The sequence below is a fragment of the Nonomuraea sp. 3N208 genome (assembly GCF_052245935.1).
GTDB lineage: Bacteria > Actinomycetota > Actinomycetes > Streptosporangiales > Streptosporangiaceae > Nonomuraea.
On the sequence record NZ_JBQQBR010000043.1, the window covers coordinates 91,808 to 107,752 of the forward strand.

Genomic DNA, 15,945 nt, shown 5'->3' on the forward strand with positions numbered 1-15,945 from the left:
CGGGGTAGTCGTGGTCTGTTGACGACGGTAATCCCGGGTGAGGTTGCGAGGTGGATGGGTTCGGGCTGTGCATGTCCGCAATTAAAGTAGGATCGTAATTCAATACCGCTGCAAGTCGGCGGGCCGAACGAAATGACGGGAGCAGGCGGACATGAAGGGCTTCATCGTCGAGCGCTACCACAAGGACGGCCTTCGGGCTGCCGAGGTGCCAGAACCCGAGCTGGGAGACGGTGACGTCCTGGTCCGGGTCCGCGCCGCCGGCGTCAACCCGCTGGACTCGAAGATCCGGGACGGCGAGTTCAAGCTCATCCTGCGCTACCGTCCGCCGTTCGTGCTCGGGCACGACGTCGCAGGCGTCGTCACGCGCGTCGGATCCGCGGTGCGAAGGTTCAAAGCGGGCGACGAGGTCTACGCCCGGCCCGGGAAGGATCGCATCGGGACGTTCGCGGAGCTCGTCGCGATCGACCAAGACGACATCGCGCTCAAGCCGACCTCGCTGTCCATGCTGGAGGCGGCCGCGGTGCCCCTGGTCGGCCTGACCGCATGGCAGGCACTCGTCGAGCGCGCGAACGTGAGAGCCGGCCAGAAGGTTCTCATTCACGCCGGCTCCGGCGGTGTGGGGACGATGGCGATCCAGCTCGCCAAGTATTTGGGTGCGACCGTGGCGACGACGACGAGCACGGCGAACGTGGACTGGGTGAAGAGCCTTGGCGCTGACGTCGTCGTCGACTACAAGCAACAGGACTTCGCCACGGTCCTGTCCGGCTACGACGTCGTGCTGGACTCACTGGGCGGCGAGACGCTCGAGAAGTCGTTGACGGTGGTGAAGCCCGGGGGGCTGGTGATCGGCATCAGTGGCCCGCCGGATCCCGACTTCGCCAAGGAGATCGGAGCTCCATCGTTCCTGCGCATGGCCATGACCCTGCTCAGCCGCCGCATCCGGCGGCAGGCCAAGCGGCGGGGCGTAAGGTACTCGTTCTTGTTCATGCGGGCCAGCGGAACGCAGCTGCGAGAGCTCACCACGCTCATCGACGCCGGGCACCTGCGCCCGATCGTTGACCGGATGTTCCCATTCGACGCGACGCTCGAAGCGGTCGCGTACGTCGACCAGGGGCGCGCCAAGGGAAAGGTCGTCGTCATGCTGGACTAGCTCAACACCTGTCGCTGGAAACCTGTGCGACGACAGGTCGGGCATCGTGGAGTTGATCAGCGTCATCCCGTGCCCCCATCGGTCGCTTGATCGGGATGTCGGTGGCGTCCTGAGCGAATCGATGCCACAGCTACTGAGCGATACATCAGCGCAGGTCTGGCATAGCCGTGGGAAGTTTCCCCGGACTACAGCGAGGCGGAACCGGCCCCAGACCATCGCTCCACCTCACCGAGCTGGCGGTCGGACCTCATGAATCACGCCAACCAGGCACACCAACAACAAGGACAAGCATGTCATGAGCACGTATGCGGCAGACAAGGCCAAGAACCTTGCCGTCCAGCACCTCGACAACGCCACCCTCATCCTCTACAGCGACGCCGGCCACGCCTTCCTCTTCCAGCACGCCAAAGCCCCGCGGTGACCAACTTCCTCGCCGCCTGACCGCCCCAGCCGAACGCCGGCACCCGACAACGCAGGGCGGCCGCCGGTGCCGCCGGATGAAGGCTCACCTCCAGCCCGGTGAGGCGACGCTGCGCCCAACGGCTTGACCTGCGTCCTGACCGAGAACACCGGCCGGCCCGATCAACGTGCCTTTCTCACTTCACCAGGAGCTTTCCATGGACCTGTCCACCAGCACCGTCCTTGTCACCGGAGCCAACCGAGGTTTTGGCCGGGCGCTCGCCGCCGAGCTGCTCAGCCGCGGCGCCGCCGTCTACGCCGGCGCCCGCGACCCCGGCCAGGTCGACCTGCCGGGCGCCGAGCCGATCGCCCTCGACATCACCGACCCCGCCTCCGTCGCGGCCGCCGCCCATGCCACAGGCGACGTGACCGTACTGATCAACAACGCCGGCTCAGCCACCGGCAGCGACCTGCTCGCAGGCGACCTGAACGACATCCGCCTGGAGATGGACACCCACTACTTCGGCACCCTCTCGGTGGTTCGGGCCTTCGCGCCCCAGATCGCGGCCAACGGCGGCGGAGCGATCCTCAACATCCTGTCCGGCCTGTCGTGGGTCAGCTTCCCGGAGATCGGCGCCTACTGCGCCGCCAAATCCGCGCAGTGGTCGCTCACCAACGCTCTGCGCCTGCAACTCGCCGGCCAGGGCATCCGAGTGGCCGGACTGCATGTCGGCTACATGGACACCGACATGGCCAGCACTGTCACCGCACCGAAGTCCGACCCCGCCGACATCGCCCGGATCGCCGTCGACGGCATCACCGCCGGCGCATACGAAATCCTCGCGGACAACGTCAGCCGCCAGGCGCAGTCCGCGCTGGCCGCAGGCGTCTCAGCGCTCTACCCACAGCTGCCCTGAGGGCCATGCTCAGCCTTGGGCGACCCTGACCACCGACGCCAGGGCGCCCAAGGCCAGGCGCTTGCCATGTCCAACCGCCCAGTGCGGGGTGGGCGGTATCGCCCCTACAGCAGCAGACAGCCGCAGTGAACGTAGACCTGTCTGCAGCACTTGAGCAGCACCGCGCCGATCCCGCGGCGCCGCTCGGCCTCGGTCACGGCCTGCGGTGATGCTTAGCGATTCGGTGACAGAGCGCCCCGGAAGGTGCGGCGGTAGGCAAGCGGTGAGACGCCGATGGCGGCGTGCAGATGCTGTCGTAGCGACGTGTCGGCGGCGAAGCCGACCTGCCCGGCGATCTCGTCCACCGGCAGGTCGGTGGATTCCAGGAGGTGCCGTGCCCGGGCGAGGCGCTGCTGGATCAGCCAGCGTCCCGGGCTCATGCCCACCTCTTCATTGAAGCGTCGGGCGAAGGTGCGCAGGCTCATGTGGGACTGCTTGGCGAGGTCCGACAGGGTCAGCGGCTGGTGGAGGTTCTCCAACGCCCACTGGCGAGCGGCGGCCGTTCCGTTCGCAGTGGTCTCTGGCACCGGCTGCTCGATGTACTGCGCCTGTCCTCCGTCCCGCCATGGGGGGACGACGCACATGCGCGCCACCCGGTTGGCGACCTCGCTGCCATGGTCTCTGCGTACGAGGTGCAGGCAGACGTCGAGCCCGGAGGCGGCGCCGGCCGAGGTCACCACGTCCCTGTCATCGATGAACAGGACGTCCGGGTCCAGTGCCACCTGCGGGAAGCAGTCGCGGAAGAGGTCCGCGACCACCCAGTGCGTGGTGGCCGGCCGGCCGTTGAGGAGCCCTGCGGCCGCGAGGCCTCGCCGTTGACGGCCAGCGAAAGGCGGCCGCTCGGTGGCGTCTCCGCGGCGACGGCTTCCTCGGCCGCCAGCACGGGCGCCGCGACGGTGGACCGGGCCGGCTCGGCGAGGTCCGTGCTCTCGCTCCCGTCCGGGGACAGCCGTGCGCCGCTGGCAGGCCCCCGCCGCGGGGAGGCCGGTGATCCTCCGGCCGCTGGAGCGCGGCCGGTCCACGCTCCTGTGGTCGAGCGAGGCCCGGGTCAAGCAGCGGGGCGGCTGCCCATGGCCGCTTCCGAGACGTGATTCCACTCCTCCCAGGTCGCGATGCGCTGCGCGTACTCCTCACGCATCCAGTCGAGCAGGCCTGCGCCGAGGAAGATCCGCAGCGGCGGTTCCTCGGCATCGACGACCTGGAGGATGGCTGGGGCGGTCGCCTGCGGGTCGCCAGGGGTCACCCCGCTCCAGAACGCGGCCACGGCCTCGCGCACACCGTCGTAGACGGGCAGATGCTCGGCGCGCACCGCCGAACTCCCGCCCCAGTCCGTGGCGTAGCCGGTCGGCTCGACAATCGTGACCTTGATGCCGAAACCGCGGACCTCGCCGGCGAGAGCCTGGCTCATCCCTTCCAGCGCCCACTTGGACGCGTTGTAGATACCGACACCGGGGAACGCGCGCAGCCCGCCGATGGAGGAGACCTGGATGATGTGGCCCGAGCCCTGCTGGCGCAGATACGGCAGGACAGCCTGGGTCACCCACAGAGCGCCGAAGACGTTGGTCTCGAACTGGTCGCGCGCCTGCTGCTCGGTGACCTCCTCGGCCATGGTGAACAGACCGTATCCCGCGTTGTTGATGACGACGTCCAGCCGCCCGAAGTGGTCGTGGGCCGTCTTCACGGCCAGGTCCACGGCGGACTTGTCGGTGACGTCGAGCGCGATCGGCAGGACGTTGTCGCCGTAGCGGTCGACGAGGTCGGTGAGGGTGGCGACGTTGCGGGCGGTGGCGGCCACCTTGTCACCCCGGCCGAGCGCGGCCTCGGCCCAGACGCGGCCGAATCCTCGCGAGGTTCCGGTGATAAACCAGGTACGAGACATCAAGAGCTCCTAGAAGAAAACTGGCCGGGCAGGCCGCGACAGCGCGTCTGCCCGAGGTGCTGATGGGAAAGAAGCCGGACGGCCGCGTGATGCGGTCCCAACGTGAGATCACTCAGGCACCGTGCTGATCGGCGCTGGTTCCCGTTCCGGCCGGGACATCGCCAAGCCTGCCGTTCGTGCCCGGGAACAGCCATCCGCTGCTTTGACTACCTTCCGTTTTCCTACTGCTGGCAGTGGCAGGCACGGTGGTTGCGGATGGGGCAAACTGGACAGCATGCCAAGCCTCACTCCCTCCGGAGATGGGTCGGCTGCCGGCCTCGATAGGCGTGCCGAGCTCAGCGAATTCCTGCGCAGCCGCCGGGCCCGGCTCAAGCCCGCCGACGTCGGCCTGCCCGACTACGGACGGCGACGGCGGGTGCCCGGGCTACGCCGAGAGGAGCTGGCACAGGTGGCGGGCGTGTCGGCCTCGTACTACACCCAGCTCGAACAGGGCAACAGCGCCAACGTGTCGGTGGAGATCCTGGACTCCATCGCCCGCGCCCTGCGGCTGACCGAAACCGAGCATGCCTACCTGACACACCTGGCCAAGCCCACACGGCAGCGGGCGAACAAACCGTCACCGCGGACCCAACGGTTGCGCCCCGCCATCCAGCAGCTTCTCGACACGATGACGGACATACCCGCGTACGTGTACGGATTCCGCATGGACATCCTCGGCTGGAACCGGCCGGCCGCCGCGCTGTTCGGCAACTGGGCCGAGCTACCGCCCGAGGAACGCAACTGGGGTCGGCTGATCTTCCTCTCGCCCGGCATGCGTGAGGTGTTCATCGACTGGGAGCCCAAGGCGAGCGGTATCGCCGGACTGCTGCGCATGCACGCCGGCAGCCATCCCGAAGATCCGCAGCTCGCCTCGCTGGTGGGCGAACTGTCGGTGCGCAGCGAGGAGTTCCGCCGCTTGTGGGCCGCGCACGAGGTGCGTCGCAAGAGCCATGGTGTGCTGCGGATGAACCATCCGCTGGTGGGTGAACTCACCCTTTCGTACGAGATGTTCCCCCTACCCGACAACCCTGACCAGGTGCTGGTCGCGTACCACGCGGAACCGGGCTCCGAGTCCGCCACGGCCCTGCGGCTACTTGCCAGCTGGGGAACGGACGCGACAACACCGGTCGGCTGAACCCACCGGGACAGGTCCCCGCCACATCTCCCGCTTCGGGTTTCCACGGCGGCGAGCCGGTGCGGGCACCGCGATCCGACAGCCGTCCCCACCCTGCCGGTGCAGCCCCCGAGGAACAGTGTCTCGATGAGCAAGATCATCCTCATCGCCGGCGCGTAGGACAACCTGCCGCCGATCGAGGAACACATCCAGGCCGGCCACGAACACAGTGGACATGGATGCCTCATCATGGCCGAGGCTCGGCAAGCGCGTACCCGCCGATGTCTACCAAAGTGATCCTCGACGTGCTGAATGGAGGGGAATTGCGCGCCGTCGTCGGGGTGACGGCATGGCTCCGATGACGGTCCGCGGGTCAGTTCCAGGATGACGCCGGGGGCGTAGGTGTCGGGGCCGGCCATCGAACCGTTGGCGGCGGTGTAGGTGTATGTGGTGGCGACCACCCAGCCCTGCTCGGACTGCACCAGCGGAGTGCGCCACTCCCCGCTGCCGGCCGCCGCGGCCATGCGTTCGGCGGCGAACGCCTGGGCGGCTTCGAGGGTGCTGCCGCTGCCGCGCGCCCATATGACTCACCGTTAGGGCTGGTGATGGTCTACGAGCACGGCACTTGTGGAGCGGTGGCGACGTGGAGCGTCCAGCCGCGAAGGCGGCCGGTGATTCCGCCGTCGGCGCGGCGGGCCTCCCATTCAATGGGAGGTGTGGCGACATGACGCAGAGGCCAGTAGGGGTAGATCCTCGTCGGGGCGGATGGCATGTCGGTTCTCCCGGGATGAGCGGTGGTTGAGGGCCGATGCGGATCTTGGCTGGCGGCCTGCTCTGTGGCAGGAGCCTGGCGGCGGTCCTGCCCGAAGGCGCACGCTGTCCGCGGATGTTGCGTGGGCGAGAAAGCTGAGTCGGCTGGCTGAGGGTGCTGGTAAGCGCGCGCTGATTGGGAGCCGAGCGCGAGGTGGCAGCTCCAGCACAGGTCCTCGTCGTGGAACTCTTCGACCGGCAGGGCGTCCCCGCCGTCGCACTGGAGCCGGTACGTTCGCCCACAGGCCATGATCGTGCGTGGCATCAGGCAGGTGAAGATGTTATCCGGGTCAGGTCGTTTCGCGTGGCGCAGCGGGTGCACCACATGAACCTTCCGGGACGGCGCGCGGACGAAGAACAGGATCTCGTCGACGTGCTCTTTCAGGTACCGCTCAAGGTCGCGGGTCACACTCTGCACCGGGTGAGGGTCGATGACAGGGATGAGGGTAGAGCTCGTCCTGGTCGAGCCGCCGCTGATCGACCCGCTCCTGCCGCCGGAGGACCGGGCGACCGTCGCCGCCGCGATCGGCCCTGCCTAGGGCGCGGCGATGGGCGCCGCCGCCCAGGGCGACCTGCGCACATCCTCCAGTTCATCGACGTGGACGAGACTTAGCGCCGCGACATCAAGGACATCCGCAACCTGCAGGAGAACCGCCACTCCCTGGCCCGCAAGATCTGCCACGGGAAGAAGGGCGAGCTCTACCACCACTACGAACGCGGCCTGGAGAACCAACTTGGCGCGTTCGGCCTCGTCCTCAACTGCGCCACCCTCTGGACGACCGTCTACCTGGACGCCGCCGTCCGCCAGCTGAAAGCCCAGAGCTACCCGGTGCGGGAGGAGGACATGAGCCGGCTCTCGCCGCTCGTCCACTCTCACTTGGGCGTCCATGGCACCTACACCTTCGCCCTGCCCGACCTCGCCCCTGGCACCATCCGCGAACTCCACGACCCGGACGCCGCCGAGGACGCCGACGAAATCTGACCCGCCAACGGCGCTCCCGGGCGTTCATCTAACGAACGTCTGGCGAACGCAGGCGAGAGCACGTCCGAGAGAGCCGCCCGTCTCGCAGAATCGTTCGTCTGGCCGTTCATCAGTGTTCAGCTATCTCACACGCCACGTTGATGAACGAAAGGCGCTCTTGATGGCGCTCATCGGCCTGGTCCGAGTCAGCACCGACAAGCAGAACACGCAGCGGCAGCACGACGCCCTCGACCTGATCTGCTTGAAGGTCTTCGAGGAGAAGACCAGCGGCAAGCTCGCCACCGACGACCGGCCAGACCTCCTGAACGTGCTGGGCTACATCCGCGAGGGCGACCTGCTGACCGTCCAAGAGGTCGACCGGCTCGGCCGCAACCTCCTGGAAGGGCTGATCGTCCTCAACGACCTGTTCCAGCAAGGCATCGGCGTCAAGGTCCTGGAAGGCATCGCGGCCGGCGAGCACACCGAACGCCCCCTGATCCTCGACATCGCGCTCGCCCTGGCCGAGGACCGGCGCCGCGACATCATCCGCAAGACCAAGAACGGTCTGGACGCCGCCCGCGCACGCGGCCGGGTCGGCGGCCGCCGACCGTTGTCGACGACGACAAACGCGCCGCGATCCTCGACCGCCGCAAGCGCGGCGAATCCATCCGCACCATCGCCGCCGGAGTGAAGGTCTCCGTCGGCGTCGTCCACAAGACCCCCGCAGACGCCCAGCTCGCCGCCGCAGAGGGCAACCCCCGCTGACCAGCCCGACCACCCTGGAGAACGTCGTGCCGCTGCCCCAGATCCCGACCGGCGACCCGCGCGTGCTGGCTGTGTCGCACACCGATCGCTAGCCGGGCGCCCCGTCGCGCTCGCTTCATTGGGCGAGGCGCCGGAGTTGCCCTTCGTGTATGTCGCTCACCCACTCCCAGCCAGGCTTGGCCGATGGGCCGACCCGTGGGTCGGCGGGGACTTGGCCGTTCCGCAACGCGAGTACGTACGCCCGATCCTGGTCGATCCGTGCCTGCATCTGGTCGGATCCGCCGACGGATCCGTGGCCCGGGACGACGACATCGACGTCACCCGCCACGCCCTCCAGCAGCCGCAGCGCGGTGAGGTACTCCTCGATCGCGGTGGCGAGGTCTCCGTCGTCGAGCATCGGGACCAGGACATCAGAAAGCATGTCGCCGGCGATGAGAACCCCGCGTTCCTCGATGAACAGCGCCGCGTGGCCCGGTGCATGCGCTTGATGCTCGATGATCCGGACTTGAGGGCCATCCCAAGGAATCTGCGCAGTTCCGGCGGGCAGGCCGGCAATGAGGCCGAGCAGGTCCAGCGGTACCCGCCCGGCGATTTCCGTCTCGAGCAGGCTGGCGGCGATGCGAGCCTTCGCACCTGCGTCCGACAGCAGATCTCGCATATAAGCCGCGCAGCGGGCTGTACCGTAACGGGGCGCCTCGCCGAGCTTGGCGTGCCAGAGCACGTGATCCCAATCAGGATGCGTCGAGAAGCCTGCCACAACGGACTGGCCCAACTTACGAAGGTCGTTCGCGATGGCGACCATTTCGTCGCCCGTTATCCCGGGGTCGATGAGCAACACACCGGCCCGGCCCTGCACCACAACGGTATTGGTCTGCACGAACTCGCTCTCGTGGACCAGCACACCCTCCGCGACCTGCCTCAGCACGAGCTCGCCTCCTTTGCATCCCGGATGGTGTAACGATGCATCGTGACGCCCTGCTCGAACGATCGCTGCTCGAGCAGGTCGAGCTCGATCGGCACGTCGTAGTCGTCGAACAGCGGCCTGCCGAAGCCGAGGATTGCCGGGTGGGTCCAGAGCAGCAGCTCGTCGAGCAGCCCCGCCCGGAGCAGCTGCGTGGCGAGCGCCGCGCCGCCCACACTGATGCTGCCGTCGGTCCCGGCCCGCAGGGCGGCGAGTTGCTCGATCGCATCGTCTCCGCCGATGATCCGGGTGTTGTGATCAGCGCCGTGGCGGGTGCGGGAGACGAGCACCTTGGGCTTGGCGGTCCAGATCTCGCCGTACTCACGCATGTAGTCCGGCAGCGACGCGTCCTCGCGCGCCCGTGGCCAGCACTCCTCCATCGTCTCGTAGATGACCCGACCATGGACCATGAGCGCGAGCGCCCGCGTCTGCGCATTAGCCTCGCGGTGCAGCTCCTCGCCGATGCGCAGCCACTCGCCAGCACCGTTGTCCCCCGGAACTTGCTCGATCCGCAGGTCGAGGGACACCTGCATCGAGTAAACGAAGCGGCCCATCATCTCCTCTTCCCAAGAGTGATTGTATTCTGCAACTACTACATGTAGGACGAAATACCTGTCAAGGAGGAATCGTGGAACCACGGTCCGGGTGTCCGATCAACGCCGCCGTCGAGGTGCTCGGAGATCGCTGGTCGTTGCTTGTGCTTCGCGACGTCATCTTCGGCGACCGCCGCTACTTTCGGGCGCTGCTCACCGGGTCGATCGAGGGCATCGCTTCGAACATCCTCGCCGACCGCCTCGTGCGGCTCGTCGACGCAGGGATACTCACCCGCGGCACCGCCGTGCGGGGGCAGCGCGCTCGCTACAGCCTCACTGAAGCTGGTATCCAGACTCTTCCGATCATCTACGCCCTCGGCAACTGGGGCCTCGACTGGCGCCCGGGCAGCGACGAGCTCCGGAGCCGACCGCAGCTCATGCGCGATGAGGGTCCGGCGTTCATCGAGGAGCTCATGGACGAGCTTCGCGTCCGCCACCTCGGCGCCCCGCCGAAGCCGCACGACGGTCCAGGCCCGTTCGAGCGCCTCGACGCCGCCTACGCCGCGGCCGCCGAGCAAGAACACGTCGATTAACGGTGACGGAACGGCCCCCGCCCTGACCTTCTTGGGCTCCGATGGCTTGCCGTCACCGCGCACACGACGTCGCCGCCATGGGACAGACGCACTGCCTGCCCGACGTCGGATGACTCCGCAACGCCCCAGAGCCGTTTTGAACTCGGACCTTGCCGGATCCCCTGGTTGCTGACGAGGTGGTGCAAGACGCGGTGGCCGGGGCACCGCCTCCACCGAGGCGATCCTGCGCCGCTTTACCGACGTGGTGGAGTCCTCCAACGGCGCAAACTCGGTGATCCTCTACGACAAGGGCGGCGACATCTCCACCAACCGGCGCGAGGAACTGGAGATGACCGTCTTGTGCCTGCGGATCCTGCAGGCCGCACTCGTGTACATCAACACCCTGATGCGCCAAGACGTCCTGGCCGATCCGGAGTGGGCCAAGCTGCTCAAGCCCACCGACCTCTTCGGCATCGGCGGCCGAGCCGGGCATCTCGTAGGCGACGGTGAACAGCAGGTTGCGATGGACGACGAACGCCTCGGTGGCGCGGTCCGTCTGGCGCCTGCCCTTACGCATTGCCGGCCCTCCACGCTGATCTCGACGGTGCCTGCACACAAGACGCCGATCCCGCCGGTTTGTGACAACCGCCGCCGGTGGCTTACATCACGCCTCGGCACCGTCACAGGAATCGGGTCGGCACCGTCACATGGTCGTAAGTACAACGACGTCAGGAGAGAACATGACCTCAGTATTGATCACTGGAGCGAACAAAGGCCTGGGCTACGAGACGGCGCGTAGGCTCGGGGAGCTGGGTTGGAGGGTCTTCCTCGGCTCACGCGACGAGGGCCGGGGAAGGGCCGCCGCGCAGAAGCTGGCCGCCGAGGGCGCACACGTCATCATGGTCCCATTGGACGTGACCTCGGAGGAGTCGGTGGCCGGGGCTGTGCGGCTAGTCCGGGAGCACACCGACCGGATGGACGTGCTGATCAACAACGCCGGCACGCCGGGCGGCGGTGTCAACCCGGCGGACGCGACGGCCAAGGACATCCACGCCGTCTACGACACCAATGTGTACGGGCCGGTCCGGGTTACGCACGCGTTCCTGCCGCTGTTACAGGCGGCCGATAACCCGCGGGTGGTGATGGTCACCGGTGCCGGGGGGTCTATCGCGGTCGTGACTGACCCCGGGCAAGCCGTCTCGACGATGTACGAACTCGCCTACACCTCGTCGAAGGCGGCACTGAACATGATCAGCGTCCGATACGCCCAGGCGCTGCCGGCCATCAAGTTCAACGCCGTGACCCCCGGCGAGGTCGCCAACGGCAGGTTCACCGCCACCGACATGAACATCCACACGGGCGAGCTGACGGTCACCGAGGGCAGTGATCCGATCATCGAGCTCGCGACGCTCGCCTCTGACGGGCCGACCGGGATCTTCATCGATCGCCTCGGCCCCATCGCCTGGTAAAACATCCCAGAAGGGTGCGCGAAGGGGGTGAGTTCGGGGAGATTGTGGTCGGCTCGATCCTGCGGCGCCTGTCCCGCGTTCTCCGTCCGGTCAATCGCTGACGGACGCGGCGGTCTCCGGGTTGACTGCACGGGTGACCGCATTGCCTGTCCCCGCCGACCTGGCACACCTGGTGGCCGCAAACCGGGTGCTCGACGGCGAACGCGGTGCCAAGAGGGTTACCGCAGCCTGCCGTCGACCTGCTAGTCATGCCTGATGGGGCGTGCTGGCTGGCCGGGCCGGAGACGCGCGCTCGGCAGGGGACGCTGCCCAAGGGCGGGTCCCTGGTTGGGGTGCGGCTGCGACCGGGACGGTGACTGGGCTGTTCGGGGTTGCGGCCGACGAGGTGCCGCTGGCCGGGGCGCCCATCGAGGTCGGGCAACTGGACGGGTCGGTGACTGAGCGGCTGGCAGGGGCGCTGGCACTGGTGCGGGCGCGGGCTGGGCAATGCCAGGTCGACGAGCGGGTGCGCATCGCGCTGGCGGCCAGGCACGCGGCGCCGGGTGCGCCAGTCGACCGGCATGCCGCTCAGGCTGGGTTGTCCGAACGGCAACTTCGGCGGCGTTTCGGGGCGGCGGTCGGGCTGCGGCTCAAGTCCTACGCACGCGTGGTGCGGCTGCACCAAGCGCTCGCCGACGCGCACGCTGCGGTGGCCAAGGGCGAGCACCCGAACTGGGCCGCCATCGCCGTGCGCAGCGGCTGCTACGACCAGTCACACCTGCTCGCCGAGTTCCGGCACGCGGTGGGGGCGCCGCCGACCACATTGCTGGCGGATGTCCTTTTCTCCAAGCCTCGAACTGAACTCCCACCATCCCGCCTTGCGCAGCACCGTAAGTGAATCGAGACGACAGTCACAGGGGGCGTATATCGTCGCAGGTCAGGCAAATCCGTTGGAAATTTCCCAGGACTACAGCGAGGCCTGCGGTGGGCGAGGAATGTCTCGGTCGCCTCGGTGGCGTAGTCGATCCGGCCACCACCAGCTCGGCTGTGCCCGTCGTTGCATCCCTGCGCTCGTTCAAACCTGGCTCTGCCTGTTCACTCTCGACTCCTGCTCGACCACAAGACGCCGGCCCGCACCGCTGTGTCGAATCCACCGGGCGGCTGGTCGAGTGACGCGATCGTCACCGACCGAACCCCGTCTCACACGAAGAGAAAGAAACTAAGGAGATCTCAACCATGATCCTGGTAACCGGTGCCACCGGAAACGTCGGTTCCGACATCGTCCGCCAACTTCTGGAGGCGGGTGAGAAGGTCCGCGTCCTGACCCGTAACCCCAGCGGCAACGCCGCGACGGCCCCGGTCGACCCACGCGACATCGCCGCGGTCGCCGTCCGCAGCCTCCTCGATGGGCGTGCCGGCGAGGGATATTCGGTGACCGGACCGCAGTCGCTGACCCAGATCGACCGCCTGCGCATCATCGCGGAGACCATCGGGCGGCCGTTGCGGTGGGAGGAGCAGTCCGAGGACTGGTTCCGGGATCAGATGGCCCGCCTCGGCATGCCCGCTCCGGGGATCGACGATTACGTCGACGCGCTCACCGCGAGAATCGGCAAGACCGCGGAGGTCCTGCCGACGGTCGAACAGGTCACCGGCCGACCGCCCTTCACCTACGCGCAGTGGGTCGCCGACCACGCCGCCGCCTTCGGCGCGGCGTCGGCCTGACGGATACGGCCTCGGGGAACATCGGTACAACGGTTAACGGTAAGCCGGTGATCTTGTTCAGTCCGGAACTCCGAGGCCGGTGACGCGGTTCTCGTACTCGCGCCGGGCTTTGCGCTGGGCAGGGACGGTAGGGACGCCCTGGCCGCCGTCGAGCGGTTGGCAGCGGGCGAGTAGCTGGCGGTGGACCCCTGGCACGGCCGTGATGCGCAGGCTGTAGCCCTGGCCGCGCCGTACGGTCACCCCTTGGTCGAGCGCGGCCCGCTCGGCGGGCTCCAGGTCGGACGCGCGGAGGAAGTCCGCGACCTTGCCCGGCATGTCGAGGGCGACCGGCAGCTCCGGAGCGGGGGTGTCCTCCTGCGAGATGGCGTTGTGGTCGGGCATGAGGTCGGCGACCGCCGTGCGGATCGCGCCGCGGCTGACGCCGTGGTCGCGGGCGAGGGCAGCGATCGAGCGGCCCTCCAGGTACGCGGTGCGGACGTCGCCGGTCTTCTCGGCCGCCACGGCGGGGCGGCGCCCGCCCTTGCTGCCCTTGGCCTCGGCGGCTCGCAGTCCGTCGTAGGTCAGCTCGCGCTGGAGGTCGCGCTGGAGTTCACCGGCGGCGGCGAGGGTCTGCACCATGAACTTCACGGTGGACAGCAACTCCCCGGTGCGCGGGTGACGGGCGGTGAGGTCCATCGCGGAGAACGCGCCGTCGTGGATGCGCAGCGCCACCTGGTCGCGGTGGAGGACGTCGAGCACGTCGAGGATGTGCCCGGTGCCGCGTACGAGGCGGAACATCTCGGAGATGTGCACGGTGTCGCCCGGCAGGGTTCGATCCTCGGTCGCAGGGTTGAACCCTGGTGAGGGTGTCCAGCCTGCCCGTTTCCCGCCGCCCCGTTCGGCCTTACGCCCTCGCCGCCGCCAGAGGCCGGCGACGGCGCCCGCTCTTCGCCCCGAGGCAGTGCCGTCCGTGAGTGTGAACAACGGCGGCCATGGCCAGGCCTCGGCTCTGCCAGTCGTTGCGGACCACGTACGGGAACTTGAGACCATGAGCAGCCCATGGCAGGCTCATGCCGCATGATCGATGAATTCGCGAAGGACAACCTGCACGGGAGACTGCGGCGGGATCGCAAGGCGCTGCTCTGGAAACTCGACGGCTTGTCCGAATACGACGCCCGCCGACCTTTGACAGCGACCGGGACCAACCTCCTCGGCCTGGTCAAACACGTGGCCACCGTCGAGGCCAGGTACTTCGGCGAGGTCTTCGACCGCCCTTCCCCGGAACCGCTGCCCCGGTGGCAGGACTCCAACGGCAGCGATCTGTGGGCGACCGAGGACGAGACCCGCGATCAGATCATCGGGTTCTACCGGCGCACGTGGGAACACTCGGACGCGACGATCAACGAGCTTCCCCTCGACGCCCCCGGCCACGTGCCGTGGTGGCCGGAGCCTTATGCCGACACGAACCTGTTCGCCATCATGGTCCATGTCCTCGGCGAGTCCATCCGGCATGCCGGGCACGCCGATATCCTGCGCGAGGGCCTCGACGGCCGGACCGGGTTGCGCGCCGAATACGAGAAGCAGATCGACGAGGAAGCCCGTGCAGCCTACTGCGCGAAGATCGAGCAGGCCGCCAGGACGGCCGCACCAATCAAGGCTTAGTTAGACATACCAGGCAGCCTGACATCAGCTCCCCTACCGGCGCTTGCGATTTCCGAGCACCCCGGCCACCTGATATGCCCGCGCCACCCGATGTGGGCGTTCAGTCCACGCCTTCGTCGTCCTCGTCCAGCTCGGGCGCGTCCGGGTCGCGCAGCGGGCGCAGGGCGCCGGCGGCCGGGGTCGAGGCGGTGAAGCTGTAGCGGCCGAGCAGGTTCAGGTTGCGGTGCTTGAGCGGGGGAGAGCCGGGTGATGTCCTCCTCGCGGATCTCGTGGCCCTCGGCCTGGAGCTGGGCGACGGCGGCGTCGATGTAACGGGTCGTCCAGAGCACGATCGCGTTGAGGACCAGGCCGAGCGAGCCGAGCTGGTCCTCCATGCCGTCCCGGTACGCCTAGTGGATGGTGCCGCGCTTGCCGTGGCACACGTCCCGGGCCAGCTTGTGGCGGGATTCCTGGACGGTGAGCTGCCGGTTCATCTGCCTCCGGTAGGTGCCGTCGACCGGGTCGACTGTGGCCCCCGCGCCGCTTCGCGATCAGCTTGCGGTCCTCGTCGTCCAAGAAGAAGAACCGCTCCAGCTCCGGCCGGGTCGGCTCCTGGAAGAACTTGCCGTACGACGCCGCTTGTTCGTCGGTCAGGAACTCCACTGGCATGAGCGTGAAGCTATCGGTGCCCGACCCTGATAAGGGATCTTCCGCCGAACCCCGCCGCCGGGCGCGTCCCGAGGGACGTGCCCGGCGGCCAGGGACGCGGCTGGATCGCCGTTCGGCTCACCTCTTCGGAAAGGCTAAGTCCTTCAGAACGGCTCAATCTTTCAGGAGGGGAGAAGTACGTCGGAAGGGGCAGTGCGGCGAGCACACAGATGCCTGCGTCGCTAGTGCCGCGTCAGGCCACGTTCGCCCTGTTGACGATCTTCCGTAGGCGGGGGTTGTCGGTGTTGCGGTTTCGCCAGGCGATGTAGCGGCGGATCATGCTGCCCTGCTCGCGGTGGCTGGCATGG

General features: G+C 68.0%; 15 protein-coding genes and 4 pseudogenes. 12 read left to right on the forward strand and 7 right to left on the reverse strand.

Features of this window, described 5'->3' with window-relative positions:
* The first annotated feature begins 151 nt into the window (after positions 1-151).
* The 3 genes from ACTWPT_RS46635 (at position 152) to ACTWPT_RS46645 (ending at position 2,466) form a co-directional block, all read left to right on the forward strand.
* The gene (locus ACTWPT_RS46635; RefSeq protein WP_443183984.1) at positions 152-1,150 is read left to right on the forward strand and encodes an NADP-dependent oxidoreductase; all 999 of its coding nucleotides are present in this window, start codon (positions 152-154) and stop codon (positions 1,148-1,150) included.
* Between the two features lie 295 nt (positions 1,151-1,445).
* On the forward strand, positions 1,446-1,571 hold the full coding sequence (locus ACTWPT_RS46640) for a hypothetical protein (RefSeq protein ID WP_443183985.1): 126 nt from the start codon (positions 1,446-1,448) through the stop codon (positions 1,569-1,571).
* Positions 1,572-1,767: 196 nt separating this feature from the next.
* Positions 1,768-2,466, forward strand: a complete 699-nt coding sequence (locus ACTWPT_RS46645) for an SDR family oxidoreductase (RefSeq protein WP_443183986.1) — start codon at positions 1,768-1,770, stop codon at positions 2,464-2,466.
* Positions 2,467-2,678: 212 nt separating this feature from the next.
* Here the strand turns inward: ACTWPT_RS46645 and ACTWPT_RS46650 are convergent.
* Together ACTWPT_RS46650 and ACTWPT_RS46655 are read right to left on the reverse strand one after the other, a co-directional pair.
* Positions 2,679-3,311, reverse strand: a pseudogene (locus tag ACTWPT_RS46650) (GlxA family transcriptional regulator); the annotation flags it as partial.
* A 242-nt stretch (positions 3,312-3,553) separates the two neighbouring features.
* A complete protein-coding gene (locus tag ACTWPT_RS46655) occupies positions 3,554-4,384 on the reverse strand; it encodes an SDR family oxidoreductase (RefSeq protein ID WP_443183987.1) in 831 nt (276 codons plus the stop codon).
* A gap of 274 nt (positions 4,385-4,658) precedes the next feature.
* On the opposite strand from ACTWPT_RS46655, the gene ACTWPT_RS46660 reads away from it, so the two are divergent.
* The 3 genes and pseudogenes from ACTWPT_RS46660 (at position 4,659) to ACTWPT_RS46670 (ending at position 7,999) form a co-directional block, all read left to right on the forward strand.
* Complete coding sequence (locus ACTWPT_RS46660) at positions 4,659-5,558, forward strand: MmyB family transcriptional regulator (RefSeq protein ID WP_443183988.1); 900 nt, start codon at positions 4,659-4,661, stop codon at positions 5,556-5,558.
* 1,462 nt (positions 5,559-7,020) lie between these two features.
* A pseudogene (locus tag ACTWPT_RS46665) lies at positions 7,021-7,185 on the forward strand (Tn3 family transposase); the annotation flags it as partial.
* 304 nt (positions 7,186-7,489) lie between these two features.
* The gene (locus ACTWPT_RS46670; RefSeq protein ID WP_443183989.1) at positions 7,490-7,999 is read left to right on the forward strand and encodes a recombinase family protein; all 510 of its coding nucleotides are present in this window, start codon (positions 7,490-7,492) and stop codon (positions 7,997-7,999) included.
* 189 nt (positions 8,000-8,188) lie between these two features.
* Here ACTWPT_RS46670 and ACTWPT_RS46675 read toward each other — a convergent pair whose 3' ends face one another.
* Complete coding sequence (locus tag ACTWPT_RS46675; RefSeq protein ID WP_443183990.1) at positions 8,189-8,998, reverse strand: MBL fold metallo-hydrolase; 810 nt, start codon at positions 8,996-8,998, stop codon at positions 8,189-8,191.
* A complete protein-coding gene (locus tag ACTWPT_RS46680; protein ID WP_443183991.1) occupies positions 8,992-9,588 on the reverse strand; it encodes a dihydrofolate reductase family protein in 597 nt (198 codons plus the stop codon). Before ACTWPT_RS46680 ends, ACTWPT_RS46675 begins: the two co-directional genes overlap by 7 nt.
* 74 nt (positions 9,589-9,662) lie before the next feature.
* Here ACTWPT_RS46680 and ACTWPT_RS46685 point away from each other — a divergent pair, with 74 nt between their 5' ends.
* The 5 genes from ACTWPT_RS46685 to ACTWPT_RS46705 all read left to right on the forward strand — a co-directional run bounded on the left by ACTWPT_RS46685 (position 9,663) and on the right by ACTWPT_RS46705 (position 13,309).
* Positions 9,663-10,160, forward strand: coding sequence for a winged helix-turn-helix transcriptional regulator (locus tag ACTWPT_RS46685; RefSeq protein WP_443183992.1), 498 nt, complete (start codon positions 9,663-9,665; stop codon positions 10,158-10,160).
* Positions 10,161-10,404: 244 nt separating this feature from the next.
* Positions 10,405-10,938: a Tn3 family transposase gene (locus tag ACTWPT_RS46690; RefSeq protein WP_443183993.1), complete on the forward strand. Its 534-nt coding sequence runs from the start codon at positions 10,405-10,407 to the stop codon at positions 10,936-10,938.
* A complete protein-coding gene (locus ACTWPT_RS46695) occupies positions 10,880-11,608 on the forward strand; it encodes an SDR family NAD(P)-dependent oxidoreductase (protein WP_443183994.1) in 729 nt (242 codons plus the stop codon). The genes ACTWPT_RS46690 and ACTWPT_RS46695 overlap by 59 nt, the downstream gene beginning before the upstream one ends.
* Before the next feature lie 352 nt (positions 11,609-11,960).
* Positions 11,961-12,485, forward strand: coding sequence for a helix-turn-helix domain-containing protein (locus ACTWPT_RS46700; RefSeq protein WP_443183995.1), 525 nt, complete (start codon positions 11,961-11,963; stop codon positions 12,483-12,485).
* Positions 12,486-12,823: 338 nt separating this feature from the next.
* The gene (locus ACTWPT_RS46705) at positions 12,824-13,309 is read left to right on the forward strand and encodes an NmrA family NAD(P)-binding protein (RefSeq protein ID WP_443183996.1); all 486 of its coding nucleotides are present in this window, start codon (positions 12,824-12,826) and stop codon (positions 13,307-13,309) included.
* 57 nt (positions 13,310-13,366) lie between these two features.
* Here ACTWPT_RS46705 and ACTWPT_RS46710 read toward each other — a convergent pair whose 3' ends face one another.
* Positions 13,367-14,338 carry a recombinase family protein gene (locus tag ACTWPT_RS46710; RefSeq protein ID WP_443183997.1) on the reverse strand — a complete coding sequence of 324 codons (972 nt, stop codon included), beginning with the start codon at positions 14,336-14,338 and terminating at the stop codon, positions 13,367-13,369.
* 27 nt (positions 14,339-14,365) lie between these two features.
* On the opposite strand from ACTWPT_RS46710, the gene ACTWPT_RS46715 reads away from it, so the two are divergent.
* On the forward strand, positions 14,366-14,950 hold the full coding sequence (locus tag ACTWPT_RS46715; protein WP_443183998.1) for a DinB family protein: 585 nt from the start codon (positions 14,366-14,368) through the stop codon (positions 14,948-14,950).
* Positions 14,951-15,050: 100 nt separating this feature from the next.
* On the opposite strand, the pseudogene ACTWPT_RS46720 reads toward ACTWPT_RS46715, so the two are convergent.
* A pseudogene (locus ACTWPT_RS46720) lies at positions 15,051-15,462 on the reverse strand (Tn3 family transposase); the annotation flags it as partial.
* A 49-nt stretch (positions 15,463-15,511) separates the two neighbouring features.
* A pseudogene (locus ACTWPT_RS46725) lies at positions 15,512-15,598 on the reverse strand (hypothetical protein); the annotation flags it as partial.
* Positions 15,599-15,945 lie beyond the last annotated feature (347 nt).

Excerpts from the sequence above, each read along its gene's own strand:
- ACTWPT_RS46635 (WP_443183984.1), top strand. The coding sequence starts at position 152 with ATGAAGGGCTTCATCGTCGAGCGCTACCACAAGGACGGCCTTCGGGCT.
- ACTWPT_RS46715 (WP_443183998.1), top strand. The coding sequence starts at position 14,366 with ATGATCGATGAATTCGCGAAGGACAACCTGCACGGGAGACTGCGGCGG.
- ACTWPT_RS46710 (WP_443183997.1), bottom strand. The coding sequence starts at position 14,338 with ATGGTCTCAAGTTCCCGTACGTGGTCCGCAACGACTGGCAGAGCCGAG.
- ACTWPT_RS46670 (WP_443183989.1), top strand. The coding sequence starts at position 7,490 with ATGGCGCTCATCGGCCTGGTCCGAGTCAGCACCGACAAGCAGAACACG.
- ACTWPT_RS46680 (WP_443183991.1), bottom strand. The coding sequence starts at position 9,588 with ATGGGCCGCTTCGTTTACTCGATGCAGGTGTCCCTCGACCTGCGGATC.
- ACTWPT_RS46660 (WP_443183988.1), top strand. The coding sequence starts at position 4,659 with ATGCCAAGCCTCACTCCCTCCGGAGATGGGTCGGCTGCCGGCCTCGAT.
- ACTWPT_RS46655 (WP_443183987.1), bottom strand. The coding sequence starts at position 4,384 with ATGTCTCGTACCTGGTTTATCACCGGAACCTCGCGAGGATTCGGCCGC.
- ACTWPT_RS46645 (WP_443183986.1), top strand. The coding sequence starts at position 1,768 with ATGGACCTGTCCACCAGCACCGTCCTTGTCACCGGAGCCAACCGAGGT.
- ACTWPT_RS46695 (WP_443183994.1), top strand. The coding sequence starts at position 10,880 with ATGACCTCAGTATTGATCACTGGAGCGAACAAAGGCCTGGGCTACGAG.
- ACTWPT_RS46640 (WP_443183985.1), top strand. The coding sequence starts at position 1,446 with ATGAGCACGTATGCGGCAGACAAGGCCAAGAACCTTGCCGTCCAGCAC.
- ACTWPT_RS46705 (WP_443183996.1), top strand. The coding sequence starts at position 12,824 with ATGATCCTGGTAACCGGTGCCACCGGAAACGTCGGTTCCGACATCGTC.